At 66.1% G+C, this 12,101-nt stretch carries 14 protein-coding genes and 1 riboswitch; of the genes, 10 read left to right on the top strand and 4 right to left on the bottom strand.

Features of this window, described 5'->3' with window-relative positions; all coding sequences use genetic code 11:
* Nucleotides 1-474 precede the first annotated feature (474 nt).
* Nucleotides 475-960 (top strand): peroxiredoxin, encoded by a 486-nt coding sequence (locus V3H18_RS15555; RefSeq protein ID WP_332082983.1) that lies wholly within the window; start codon nucleotides 475-477, stop codon nucleotides 958-960.
* Here the strand turns inward: V3H18_RS15555 and V3H18_RS15560 are convergent.
* Complete coding sequence (locus V3H18_RS15560; RefSeq protein ID WP_332082984.1) at nucleotides 957-2,153, bottom strand: phosphoglycerate kinase; 1,197 nt, start codon at nucleotides 2,151-2,153, stop codon at nucleotides 957-959. The genes V3H18_RS15555 and V3H18_RS15560 overlap by 4 nt on opposite strands.
* A 65-nt stretch (nucleotides 2,154-2,218) precedes the next feature.
* Nucleotides 2,219-3,226, bottom strand: a complete 1,008-nt coding sequence (gap, locus tag V3H18_RS15565; RefSeq protein WP_332082985.1) for a type I glyceraldehyde-3-phosphate dehydrogenase — start codon at nucleotides 3,224-3,226, stop codon at nucleotides 2,219-2,221.
* Between the two features lie 210 nt (nucleotides 3,227-3,436).
* Here gap and V3H18_RS15570 point away from each other — a divergent pair, with 210 nt between their 5' ends.
* Both V3H18_RS15570 and V3H18_RS15575 read left to right on the top strand, forming a co-directional pair.
* On the top strand, nucleotides 3,437-3,772 hold the full coding sequence (locus V3H18_RS15570) for a DUF4164 family protein (protein WP_332082986.1): 336 nt from the start codon (nucleotides 3,437-3,439) through the stop codon (nucleotides 3,770-3,772).
* A 2-nt stretch (nucleotides 3,773-3,774) separates the two neighbouring features.
* Nucleotides 3,775-4,158, top strand: a complete 384-nt coding sequence (locus tag V3H18_RS15575; RefSeq protein ID WP_332082987.1) for a cell division protein ZapA — start codon at nucleotides 3,775-3,777, stop codon at nucleotides 4,156-4,158.
* Between the two features lie 92 nt (nucleotides 4,159-4,250).
* Here V3H18_RS15575 and V3H18_RS15580 read toward each other — a convergent pair whose 3' ends face one another.
* Nucleotides 4,251-4,847: a hypothetical protein gene (locus V3H18_RS15580; RefSeq protein ID WP_332082988.1), complete on the bottom strand. Its 597-nt coding sequence runs from the start codon at nucleotides 4,845-4,847 to the stop codon at nucleotides 4,251-4,253.
* A gap of 144 nt (nucleotides 4,848-4,991) precedes the next feature.
* A riboswitch (TPP riboswitch) is annotated at nucleotides 4,992-5,140 on the top strand.
* Nucleotides 5,141-5,156: 16 nt separating this feature from the next.
* Between V3H18_RS15580 and V3H18_RS15585 the strand changes: the two genes are divergently transcribed.
* The 7 genes from V3H18_RS15585 to ispG all read left to right on the top strand — a co-directional run bounded on the left by V3H18_RS15585 (nucleotide 5,157) and on the right by ispG (nucleotide 11,352).
* Nucleotides 5,157-6,215 carry an FAD-dependent oxidoreductase gene (locus V3H18_RS15585; RefSeq protein WP_332082989.1) on the top strand — a complete coding sequence of 353 codons (1,059 nt, stop codon included), beginning with the start codon at nucleotides 5,157-5,159 and terminating at the stop codon, nucleotides 6,213-6,215.
* The gene (gene thiS, locus V3H18_RS15590) at nucleotides 6,169-6,333 is read left to right on the top strand and encodes a sulfur carrier protein ThiS (protein WP_408631796.1); all 165 of its coding nucleotides are present in this window, start codon (nucleotides 6,169-6,171) and stop codon (nucleotides 6,331-6,333) included. Before V3H18_RS15585 ends, thiS begins: the two co-directional genes overlap by 47 nt.
* A gap of 46 nt (nucleotides 6,334-6,379) precedes the next feature.
* Nucleotides 6,380-6,523, top strand: a complete 144-nt coding sequence (locus V3H18_RS15595; RefSeq protein ID WP_332082991.1) for a hypothetical protein — start codon at nucleotides 6,380-6,382, stop codon at nucleotides 6,521-6,523.
* A 31-nt stretch (nucleotides 6,524-6,554) separates the two neighbouring features.
* Nucleotides 6,555-7,349, top strand: coding sequence for a thiazole synthase (locus V3H18_RS15600; protein WP_332082992.1), 795 nt, complete (start codon nucleotides 6,555-6,557; stop codon nucleotides 7,347-7,349).
* A 14-nt stretch (nucleotides 7,350-7,363) separates the two neighbouring features.
* A complete protein-coding gene (locus tag V3H18_RS15605) occupies nucleotides 7,364-8,728 on the top strand; it encodes a thiamine phosphate synthase (RefSeq protein ID WP_332082993.1) in 1,365 nt (454 codons plus the stop codon).
* A complete protein-coding gene (locus tag V3H18_RS15610; RefSeq protein WP_332082994.1) occupies nucleotides 8,725-9,600 on the top strand; it encodes an SDR family NAD(P)-dependent oxidoreductase in 876 nt (291 codons plus the stop codon). Before V3H18_RS15605 ends, V3H18_RS15610 begins: the two co-directional genes overlap by 4 nt.
* A 441-nt stretch (nucleotides 9,601-10,041) precedes the next feature.
* A complete protein-coding gene (ispG, locus tag V3H18_RS15615; RefSeq protein WP_332082995.1) occupies nucleotides 10,042-11,352 on the top strand; it encodes a flavodoxin-dependent (E)-4-hydroxy-3-methylbut-2-enyl-diphosphate synthase in 1,311 nt (436 codons plus the stop codon).
* A gap of 114 nt (nucleotides 11,353-11,466) precedes the next feature.
* Here the strand turns inward: ispG and V3H18_RS15620 are convergent.
* Nucleotides 11,467-12,101, bottom strand: a 635-nt coding sequence (locus tag V3H18_RS15620) for a uracil-DNA glycosylase (protein WP_332082996.1), incomplete at its 5' end; no start/stop codon positions are given.

Raw genomic sequence — 12,101 nt, forward strand, 5'->3', positions numbered from 1 at the left:
CGCGGGCGGCGGCGGAGCTTGGGCGGCGGGCGGCGCGCTTTCGGCGGCCGCCGGCCTCTCGTCCTCCGGCTCGGGCTCCGATCCACCGGATTCGGCGTGATATTGGCTCCAGACCCAAGCCTCCGGCGGATCGCCGCGGCTTCCCTCATCTGCGCTATTCGACATTTGTCCCCCCTCTCAAAGCCTTGCGTCGCAGGGACCGGCCCATTTCATGGGATGAATCCCTTTGCTGCGCGCCTGTCGAGCCGATCCGCCGCGCATGTTGCCTCGCGCGAGGCTTTGTCACAAGAGCGTCGCTTAAAGCATTTTCCGCCGAAGTGGGCGCCGGTTCGGCGTAGAAAATGCGCGAACTTAAGAATCTAGAACATGTTCACGAATCGATGATCCATGCACATGTTCTAAGAAGGGGACAGGGGCTAAGGAAAGAGGCTATTCTTATGAAGCGGCGCTTTCCCAATTGGAGCGAGATCAGCCATGACAATCAAAGCCGGCGACCGACTTCCCGACGTCGTTTTGACCGCCATGGGCGAGAGCGCGCCCGAGCCCGTCGGGACCAAGGATTATTTCGCCGGCCGCAAGATCGTGCTCTTCAGCGTGCCCGGCGCCTATACGCCGACCTGCCACAACCAGCATCTGCCGGGCTTCGTCGCCAAGGCCGACGAGATCAAGGCGAAGGGCGTCGACGCCGTGGCGGTGACGGCGGTCAATGATATTTTCGCGCTGGACGCCTGGCTCAAAGCCTCGGGCGCCAAGGGCAAGATCGACGGGCTCGCCGACGGCTCGGCCTTCTTCGCCAAGGCGCTCGGCCTCGAACTCGATCTGACCGAATTCGGCCTTGGCGTGCGCGGCAAGCGCTATGCGGCGCTCGTCGACGACGGCGTGGTCAAATGGATCGATGTCGAAGACGATTCGAGTCTCGCGACCGTGTCCTCCGCCGACGCGACGCTGGCGAAGCTTTAAGACGCGGTCAGCGCCGCGACGCCCGGCAGCGTCTTGCCCTCGAGCCATTCGAGGAAAGCCCCGCCCGCCGTCGAGACATAGGAAAATTCCTGCGCGGCATGCGCCTGATTGAGCGCCGCGACCGTATCGCCGCCGCCGGCGATGGAGACGAGCTTGCCTTCGACGGTGAGCCGCGCCGCCGTCTGCGCGACGGCGTTGGTGCCCTCGTCGAAGGGCGGCAGTTCGAAGGCGCCGAAGGGCCCGTTCCACAAAAGCGTCTTGGTTTTCGCAAGCAGCGATTCGACATGGGCGATGGTCTTCGGCCCCACGTCGAGGATCATGTCGCTTTCGCCGACGTGATCGACGGAGACGATATGCGAAGGCGCATGCGCCTCGAATTTCTGCGCGACCGTGGCGTCGACCGGCAGCACGATAACGCAGCCCGTCTTTTCCGCCTTCGCCAGAATCTCGCGCGCCTTGCCCGCAAGATCATGCTCGCAGAGCGATTTGCCGACGCTCTTGCCCTGCGCGGCAAGAAAAGTATTGGCCATGCCGCCGCCGATGACGAGAGAATCGACCTTCTCGACGAGATTGCCGAGGAGTTCGAGCTTCGTCGACACTTTCGCGCCGCCGACGATCGCCATCACCGGACGTTCGGGCTCGGCGAGCGCCTGGGCGAGCGCTTTCAGCTCCGCCTGCATGGCGCGGCCGGCGTAGGTCGGGAGCTTGTGCGCAATCCCTTCCGTCGAGGCGTGAGCGCGATGCGCCGCCGAAAAAGCGTCATTGACGAAAATGTCGCCGTTTTTCGCGAGCTCTTCGGCAAAGGCGGGATCGTTCTTCTCCTCGCCCTTATGGAAGCGGGTGTTTTCGAGAAGCGCGACGTCGCCGTCCTTCAGCGCCGCGACGACGGAAGCAGCCGCGTCGCCGACGCAATCCTCGGCGAAGGCGATCTTGCGCTTCAGATGATGTTCGAGCGCGGGAATGACCTGGCGCAGCGACTCCTCTTCCACGCGCGCTCCCTTGGGCCGGCCGAAATGCGAAAGCAGGATGACCTTGCCGCCCTTGCGGGCGATCTCGTTGATCGTCGGCAGGGCGCGTTCGATGCGCGTCGCGTCGGTGACCCGACCCCCTTCGGTCGGCACATTGAGATCGACGCGCAGCAGGACTCTTTTGCCCTTCACGTCGGCGTCGTCGAGGGTGCGGAAGGAGGTCATGTCGCCTCGCCAATGAAATGAAAGAAGGACGCGGACCGCTGCGGCCCGCGTCATGATTTAAAGCTTCAGAGAAGCTTGCCGATCACGCTCGCGACATCGACCATGCGGCCAGAAAAGCCCCATTCATTGTCATACCATGAGACGACCGACACGAAATCGCCGTCCATCACCTTAGTCTGGTCGAGATGGAAGGTGGACGACAGCGGATTGTGGTTGAAGTCGATCGAGACGAGCTTTTCTTCCGTATAGCCCAGCACGCCCTTGAGCGGCCCGTCGGCGGCGGCCTTGATCGCCGCATGGACTTCGTCCTTCGTCGTCGCGCGCTTCGCCACGAATTTGAGGTCGACGAGGGAGACATTCGGCGTCGGCACGCGGATCGCGTAGCCGTCGAGCTTGCCGTTGAGATCGGGCAGCACGAGACCCACGGCCTTGGCAGCGCCCGTCGAAGTCGGAATCATGGAAAGCGCTGCGGCGCGGGCGCGATAGAGATCTTTGTGCATCGTATCGAGCGTCGGCTGATCGCCCGTATAGGAGTGGATCGTCGTCATGATCCCCTTTTCGATCCCGATCGCCTCATGCAAAACCTTCGCGACGGGCGCGAGGCAATTGGTCGTGCAGGAGGCATTGGAGACGACGAGATGATCCTTGGTGATCTTGTCGTGATTGACGCCATAGACCACCGTAATGTCGGCATGGTCGCCGGGCGCGGAGACGAGCACGCGCTTCGCTCCGGCGTCGAGTAGCGCTTGCGCCTTGTCGCGCGCGGTGAAGAGGCCCGTGCATTCGAGCGCGATGTCGATCTTGAGCTCCTTATAGGGAAGCTCGGCGGGGTTCTTGATCGCCGTGACCTTGATCGGTCCGCGGCCGACGTCGATCGTATCGCCCGCGACTTTCACCTCATGCGGAAAGCGGCCGTGAACGGAATCATAGCGCAGCAGATGGGCGTTGGTCTCGACGGGCCCGAGATCGTTGATGGCGACGACCTCGAAGTCCGTGCGCCCGGTCTCGATGAGATAGCGCAACACATTGCGGCCGATGCGCCCAAAGCCGTTGATCGCCACTCTGACGGTCATTTAGAGAATCTCCTTGTCGCCGCTGCATACGTCGCGCGGCTGTCGCCTGCTGCGAGGCGCGGGTGTGATAGCACCTCGCGTCCCCCTGTCAAACGCGCCTGTCGTCGCATGGCTTGGGATTTGCGGGTTTCATGGTAGGAACGGAGGCGGCGCGAATCGGCCTGTGGGACCATCGCTTCCTTTCAAAACGAAAGAACGGCGCAACCGGCGATGACGCATTCAGACAAGAGCGACGAGGCGCAGGCCGAAAAGCTCGACGCCGCGATCGCCCGCCTCAAGGCGGCGCTCGATCAGTGCGAGCGCGCGGTCTCCGCGAAGCTCGAGGATGAGTTCACCAGCGCCGAACTCGAGGAGGAGCTCGCCATCATGCAGGACGACCGGGCGCGGCTGGCGCTCGACCTCGACGCGTCGCTGGCGCGGCAAAGCGCGCTGGAGAAAAGCCGCGACGAGGTGCTGAGGCGGCTTGAAACGGCGGGCGAAGGCGTCGCCGCCGCGCTCGGCGGCGCGGCCAGCGCGCTGACCCGGACCGCCCCGGGGAACGGCTAGGCATGGCCGCCGTCGTCGTCTCCATCGCCGGGCGCACCTATCGCATGTCCTGCGAGGACGGCGAGGAGACGCGCATCGAAGAGCTTGCGCGTTATGTCGAAGACAAGATCGCGTCGATGCGCGGGAACTTCGCCGAGATCGGCGAGCAACGCATCATCGTGATGGCCGCGCTCGCCATTGCGGATGAGGCAAGCGACGCCCGCGCCAAGGCGCAGACGATGGAGCGCAACGCGACGGCGCTCGGCGCGGCGCTGGAGGCCATGCGCAAGGAGAACGCCGCGCGCGTCGCGCGCGCGACCGAGGCGATCGACGACGCGGCGCGGCGGCTCGAAAAGCTCGGGGGCGAACTTCAGGCCCCGGCCGCGGCGCGCGACGACGGCCTATAGCGCATTTTCCGCCGAAGCGCACCGGGGTTCGGGCGGCTCCGCTAAACGCGGCGCGATCAGGCGTTTCGCGTCAAGCGGAAGCGGCTCAGCCGCTATTTGGTGGCGGCCCAGTCCTCCATGCTCGCATCGTGTTTGAGCTTTTCGAGCTCATCGGCCTTTTCCGACAATTGATAGTTGCGGTTCTGGGCCGCCTGCGCCTCGGCGCCGTCCTTCAAGATGGCGATCTTCATCTGCTCGGTCGCGAGCCGGTTGAGTTCGTTGATCCACTGGTTGAGATGGAGCAGGAGCTTACGCTTGCGCGCCTTTTGAATCTCATGGGAAGCGGAGCGATTTTCAGAAAGCGCGAGTTCTTCCTGGGTTTCGGCGATCTGCTCGTCGAGCTTTTTCGCTTTTTCCTCGGCCGCTGCGACTTGATCGGGCGCGCCGGCCTTGGCCTTTTCTAGCTCGGCGTCCGCCTCGGCGCGGGCCTTTTTGAGATTATCGAGGCCGTCCTGCAGCCATTTTGTCTGGATATTCAACAGCGCTTCGCGGGGGACGCCGCCGGTGTTGAAGGAATTGGGGATGGGGAAATAAGGCCCAAGCTGCGCTGCGCCCGCCGGCCCTGCCCAAAGGCCGAAAGCGAAGAGGCCGCAGAGCGCGGTCTCCATCAACGCCCGGCGCAGGCCGGCCGTTATGCGATTGGCGGTCATGATTTCTCTCCCCGATATGCGCGCCGATTTTGTTTTCGCGCGCGTTTCTTGCGGTTCTAATTGGGCCATCGCTCAATCATAGGCAAGCCCGAAGCGGCGGACCGCGCGGCGACGCTTGACGCGGGCGGCGCTTTCGCGCGAGCTTGATCGCGCCGGGGGAGCCCCGCCCGGCGGCGGCTCGCCGCCAAGGGGCTGAGAGGCCGCAGGACGCGCTTAAAAAAGGCGCCGGGCGCGGCGACCCTTCGAACCTGATCCAGTTCAGACTGGCGGAGGGACGGTGTCAGCGAAATCCATTAGAGAGCGGGCGTCATGCTCGCGCGGGTGATCGGCGCCGGCGTCGCCGGCCTTTGCGCGGCCTATGCGCTGGCGCGCGCCGGGCTCGACGTAGAGCTGGTCGAGCGCGAAGCGGCGCCGGGGCGCGGCTGCTCGCATTACGCCGGGGGCATGATCGCCCCCTGGTGCGAATTGGAGAGCGCCGAGCCGCTCGTCGCCAGGCTCGGCGAAGAGGCGCTCGACTTCTGGACGCGCGAGATCGGCGTCGCCACCGTCGCGGGCAGTCTTGTCGTCGCGCCGCCGCGCGAGCGCGCCGAACTCCCCGACTTCGCGCGGCGCACGCGCGCATATGAGACGCTCGATTCCCAAGGCGTCGCGGCGCTGGAGCCGGACCTCGCGGGGCGCTTCGATCGCGCGCTCTATTTCCCGCGTGAGGCGCATCTCGATCCGCGCGCGGCCATGGCCGAACTCGCCGCCCGCCTCGCGGCGGCGCCCAATGTCGTCCTGCGCTTCGGGCAAGACGCCGGCGATCTCGCCACCCAGGCCGACTGGACCGTGGACTGCCGGGGGCTCGCCGCGCGCGACGCGCTTTCGCATCTACGCGGCGTGAAGGGCGAAATGCTCATTTTGCGCAGCGACGAGATCACGCTTTCGCGGCCGGTGCGGATGCTGCATCCGCGCCGGCCCGCCTATGTCGTGCCGCGCGGGCGCGGACTCTTCATGGTCGGCGCCACCATGATCGAAAACGAGGAGCGCGCGCGCGTCAGCGCCCGCTCGGTCGTCGAGCTCGTCAATTCCGCCTTCGCCCTTCATCCGGCTTTCGCAGAGGCCGAGATCGTCGAAATGGGGTCGGACCTGCGCCCGGCCTTTCCCGACAATCTCCCCCGTCTTACGAAGCAGGGGCGGAGCCTCTATATCAACGGCCTCTACCGGCACGGCTTCCTGCTTGCGCCGGCCCTGGCGCGCCGCGCCATGGAAGTTATCCTTCATGACGCCTATTTCCCGGAGGTGATGGATGCTCATAAAGATCAACGGGAGTCCGCAAGAGGTGACCGCGACCACGCTGCAGACGCTGCTCGCGGAATTGGGCTATGAGGGCGAGACCATCGGGACCGCGCTCAATCAGGAATTCGTGCGCCGCCAGGACCGCGCCGAGACGCCGCTGCATGAGGGCGACGCTGTGGAAATCGTGACGCCGCGGCAGGGCGGGTGAGGCGCGCCGCCTTCCGGGAAATACGGCTTCGTGCTAGGAATAATCCATGAACGCGATAATGGACGACGCCTGCCGCGACGCAAGGCGCGAGTTCGCTGGGCCAAGAGACGAATTCAACACAATCAAATGGATGCTCGCGACAAATCTGACGCTGACGCTCCTCGTGCTCGGAAAGCTTCTCCCCCAGTGATTCGCGGATCACTTGCCGGTCGAGGCGACCAATGACCGCCGCCGATCCCCTCACGCTCTATGATAGGCCGCTGCGCTCGCGGCTGCTGCTCGGCACGGCGCGCTATCCCTCGCCCGCGATTCTCGCCGACGCCATCCGCGCCTCGGGGTGCGAAATCGTCACCGTCTCGCTGCGGCGGGAAGCCGGCGGCGCGCGGGCGGGCGAAGCCTTCTGGAGCCTGATCCGCGACATTGGCGCGCGCATATTGCCCAATACCGCCGGCTGCCGCACGGCGAAGGAGGCGATCGCCACGGCGCAAATGGCGCGCGAAGTCTTCGCGACCGACTGGATCAAGCTCGAAGTCATCGGCGAAGAGGACACGCTCCAGCCCGACGTTTTCGGCCTTGTCGAAGCCGCGCGCGCCCTCGCCGCCGAAGGCTTCAAGGTCTTCCCCTATATGACCGACGATCTCGTCGTCGCCGAAAAGCTCCTCGACGCCGGCTGCCGCGTGCTGATGCCCTGGGCGGCGCCGATCGGCTCCGGGCGCGGCGTCAATAACGCCTTCGCCCTGCGGGCGTTGCGGGCGCATTTTCCCGATACGCCGCTCGTCGTCGACGCCGGGCTCGGCAAGCCCTCGGACGCCGCGGAGGTGATGGAGATGGGCTATGACGCCGTGCTGCTGAACACCGCCGTCTCGCGCGCCGGCGATCCGGTTCTCATGGCCCGCGCCTTCGCCCTCGCCATCGAAGCGGGCCGCGCCGGCTTCCTCGCAAAGCCCATGACCCCGCGCGACATGGCGGAGCCCTCGACGCCCGTCATCGGCCGGCCCTTCGACAAACTGGCGTAAGAAGAAAACAGTCCGTGGCGGCGCTCGATCCCTTTTATCTCATCGTCGATGACGCCGCGTGGCTTGCGCGCCTGCTGCCGCTTGGCGTCAGGCTCGTTCAATTGCGCGTCAAGGACCGTCCGGAAGCCGACATCCGCGCCGAAATCCGCGCAGCGCGCGCGCTGTGCGCCGAGCATGGCGCGCAGCTCGTCGTCAACGACTATTGGCGCCTCGCGATCGAGGAAGGGTGCGATTTCGTCCATCTCGGCCAGGGCGATTTGGATGGGGCCGACATTCCCGCCTTACGCCGGGCCGGCGTCAGGTTCGGCGTTTCGACCCATGATGAGGCCGAGCTCGAACGGGCGCTGGCGCTTTCCCCCGACTATATCGCCCTCGGGCCGGTCTATCCGACCCTGCTGAAGCAAATGGCCTTCGCGCCGCAGGGCCTTGCGCGCGTCGGCGAATGGAAGGCTCGGATCGGCGACATTCCGCTCGTCGCCATCGGCGGGCTGACGCCCGAGCGCGCCGTCGCGGCGCTCGCGGCCGGCGCCGACAGCGCCTGCGTCGTCACCGACATATTGCGCAGCAATGAGCCCGAAGAACACACGCGGCGATGGCTCGCGGCGACCCGCGCCTGGCGGGAGGGCGACGGCTTTTTCGCCCCCGACTATGAGGCGGCGCGCGTCTGCCCTTCGCCCAATCACAACCCGCGGACGCGAGCCGTTTCGGCGCTCGTGCTCCATTATACGGGCCTGCCGACCGGCGAAGCGGCGCTCGCTCTCCTCTGCGACCCGCGATCGGAAGTCTCCGCCCATTATATCGTCGAGGAGGACGGGCGGGTGTTGCAGCTTGTGCCGGAGTCGCGGCGCGCCTGGCACGCCGGAAGAAGCTTCTGGGCGGGAGAGACGGAAATGAATTCGGCCTCGATCGGCATAGAAGTCGTTCATCCCGGCCATGCCGATCCGCGCCCCTATCCCGCCCCGCAGATCGCGGCGACCGCGGCGCTCGCCCGCGACATCTGCCAACGTCACGCGATACCGGCCGAACGGGTGCTGGCCCATTCCGATATCGCCCCCGGCCGCAAGCGCGACCCCGGCGAATTCTTCCCCTGGGACGAGCTGGCGCGGCTTGGGGTCGGCCTCGACCTCGCGCCGGAGGACAGTCCCGGCGCGACGACGGTTTCCTTTGGCGATGAGGGCGCGAAGGTCGCCTCGCTCCAGCGCGACCTCGCCGCCTTCGGCTATGGCGTCGAAGCGACGGGAGTCTATGACGCCCAGACCGCACAGACGGTCGAGGCCTTCCAGCGCCATTTCCGCCGCGCGCAAGTCGACGGGCGCGCCGACGGCGAGACGCGCGTCATGCTTGCAAGGCTCGTCGCGGCGGTCGGACAAAGTGTATGAAGGCGGTCGTCGTCACCGGCGCCTCGACCGGGATTGGCGAGGCCTGCGTCAACCTACTGGTTGAGCAAGACTATCTTGTTTTTGTTGCAGTGCGAAAAGAGGCCGACGCCGCAAAAATTGCTGCGCAGCATGGCGCAGCAATCTTCCCCCTGATCTTCGACGTGACGGACGCCGACGCCATCGCGGAGGCGGCGAAAATCGTCGAGGCGCGACTCGCGGGCGATGCGCTCGCCGGCCTCGTCAACAATGCCGGGATCGCGGTTCCCGGCCCGCTGCTATATCTGCCGATCGAGGATTTCCGCCGCCAGATCGAGGTCAATCTCACAGGCCAGCTTCGGGTCATTCAGGCCTTCGGGCCGCTCCTTGGCGCGGGCCCCGCGCGGAAAGGGCCGCCGGGGCGCATCGTCAATATGAGTTCGGTCGCGGGACGCTTCGCCGCGCCCTTCATGGGCGCCTATAACGCCTCGAAATTCGGCCTTGAGGGAATGTCCGACGCGCTGCGGCGGGAGCTGATGGTCTTTGGCGTCGACGTCATTTTGATCGAGCCGGGCATCATCGCGACGCCGATCTGGGACAAGGCGGAACAGGCGGAATTCGAAGGGCTGGACGGCACGGTTTATGAGGCGGCGGGGCGACGCATGTTGAAATGGCTGGTCGCCCAGGGCCGCCAAGCGCCGGGACCCGACGTCGTCGCCCGGGCCGTGTTGCGCGCCCTGACGGAGGCGAAGCCGCCCGTCCGCATTCCCGTCGTCAGCAATTATTTCGCCGATTACGCGCTCCGCAGCCTTTTGCCGACGCGGCTGATCGACTGGCTGACGGCGCGCCGGCTGGGGCTTTTGAAGGAGAATTCAGGCGGCCCAGCGGAGGACTGATCTCACGAGAAGCAAACGTAGAACGGTCTGAGGCAGGGTGATCGGGCGAAGGTCTCCTCATCCTGAGTGTCTGGCCCATAATGCGAAACCTCATCCTGAGGAGCCGCGAAGCGGCGTCTCGAAGGATGTTCCAGAGGCGGGATTCGCGGTGTTCGCACCCTTCGAGACGCGCCTTTCAGGCGCTCCTCAGGGTGAGGGAACAGATTATGAGTCAGACTCAGAGGAGCGGCCGAAGGCCGCGTCTCGAAGGACGAGGAGACCTCCCTGCGCTGCGCGCTCTGGAGCTCGCCCTCGTGCTTCGAGACGGCTCCTACGGAGCCTCCTCAGCATGAGGGCGAGGATGACTGCCCTTCACGCGATGGCCCTGCTGTCTGAGCCGCTTGACCTCGAAGCCGTTACGCGCGACCTAGAACCTGTTCCAAAACAGCCGCGACGAGAACCATGACCGACGCCGTTTTGATCGAGGCTCCCGAGACCTGCCTGCCTGACCCGGTCGCGGCCGAGCCCGCCGCCCGCCGCCGAACCTGCGCCGTGGTCGTCGGGACCGGCCCCGGCGCCGTGACCGTCGGCGGCGGCGCGCCCATCGTCGTGCAGTCTATGACCAACACCGATACGGCCGATATCGAGTCGACGGTGGCGCAGGTGACGGCGCTGGCGCAGGCGGGGTCCGAACTCGTGCGCATCACCGTCGATCGCGACGAGGCGGCAGCGGCCGTGCCGCATATTCGCGACAGGCTCGACAAGAAGGGGATCGATGTCCCGCTTGTCGGCGATTTCCATTACATCGGCCACAAGCTTCTCGCGGACCATCCCGCCTGCGGCGAGGCGCTTGCCAAATATCGCATCAATCCCGGCAATGTCGGCTTCAAGGAAAAGAAGGACCGGCAATTCGCCGCGATCGTCGAGCTTGCCGCGAAACACGGCAAGGCCGTGCGCATCGGCGCCAATTGGGGCTCGCTCGACCAGGAGCTGCTGACCCATCTCATGGACATCAACCAGGCGTCGGACCGGCCGCTCGACGCGCGCGCCGTAACGCGCGAGGCGCTCGCCCGCTCGGCGCTGCTGTCGGCGAAGCGCGCCGAAGAGATCGGCCTGCCGCGCAACCGCATCGTGATCTCGGCCAAGGTCTCCGCGGTGCAGGACCTCATCGCCGTCTATCGCATGCTCGCCGCGCGCAGCGACTATGCGCTGCATCTCGGCCTGACCGAGGCCGGCATGGGCTCGAAGGGAATCGTCGCCTCGAGCGCCGCGCTCGGCGTGCTGCTGCAGGACGGGATCGGCGACACCATCCGCGTCTCGCTGACGCCGGAGCCTGGCGGCGACCGCTCGCTCGAAGCGCGCGTCGCGCAGGAAATCCTGCAGACCATGGGCTTTCGCACTTTCGTGCCGCTCGTCGCCGCCTGCCCCGGCTGCGGCCGCACGACCTCGACGGTGTTTCAGGAGCTCGCGCGCGACATTCAGGAGCATATCCGCGCGCGCATGGCCGTCTGGCGCGGACAGTTCCCCGGCGTCGAGACGCTCAATGTCGCGGTGATGGGCTGCATCGTGAACGGGCCGGGCGAGTCGAAACATGCCGACATCGGCATTTCCCTGCCCGGCACTGGCGAGACGCCCTCGGCGCCCGTCTTCATCGACGGCAAGAAGGCGATGACGCTCAAGGGCGAAGGCATCGCCGAGGAATTCACCCGCATCGTCGACGATTACGTGCTGCGCCGTTTCGGCGGCGGCGAGAAGGGCGAAGCGGCGGAGTAAGCAAACGCCTTCGCTTTCGCGCGTGTCATGGCCAGGCTTGTCCCGACCATCCACGCAAAGAAGCGCGATGACGACGGGATGCCCGCGACAAGCGCGGGCATGACGCTTGATATCTCAAAGTTGTGCGTTTTCCGCCGACGCTTCCAGCGCCGCCGCGGCTTTGCGCAAATCGCGCCAGGCGGCGGGCTTCAGCGCCGGGCTTTTCAGCATGGCGTCGAGGCTCGAGAAGACGAAGGCGCGCGTGGCGTGATCGCCGCAGCGGATTTCGAATGATTTGCCGCGCAGCTTCGAGAGGGGCTCGCTTGTCTCGAGCAGAATGCGCGCCGGCGTCTCGCCGAAGAGCAGCAGAACCTCCGGCCTCGCCAATTCCACATGTCGCCGCGCGAAGGGCGCGAAGATCGTCGCCTCCTGCTCCGTTAAGGGCTTGTCGCCCGGCGGACGCCAGGGCGAGACATAGGCGAGACAGGCGCTTTGGCGATCGAAGCCGATGGCGCGCAGCATATTGTCGAGCAGCGCCGCCGAGGAGCCGCTGAAAGCTTCGCCGCTCGCCTCTTCCGTTGCGCCGGGGGCGGCGTCGAAAACCATCAGCCTTGCGCCGGGCGCGCCGGCCGAAAACAGAAAATGCTGGGCCATGTCGCGAAAGGGCGCATGGGAGAAATCGGCGAGGCGCGCCGACAGCGCATCGAGATCGCGCGCATTCGCCGCCTCCTGCCCAGCGGCGCGCGCGGCCTCCTCGGGCGCGGCGAGCG

The organism is Methylocystis borbori (assembly GCF_036576025.1).
Classification (GTDB): domain Bacteria; phylum Pseudomonadota; class Alphaproteobacteria; order Rhizobiales; family Beijerinckiaceae; genus Methylocystis; species Methylocystis borbori.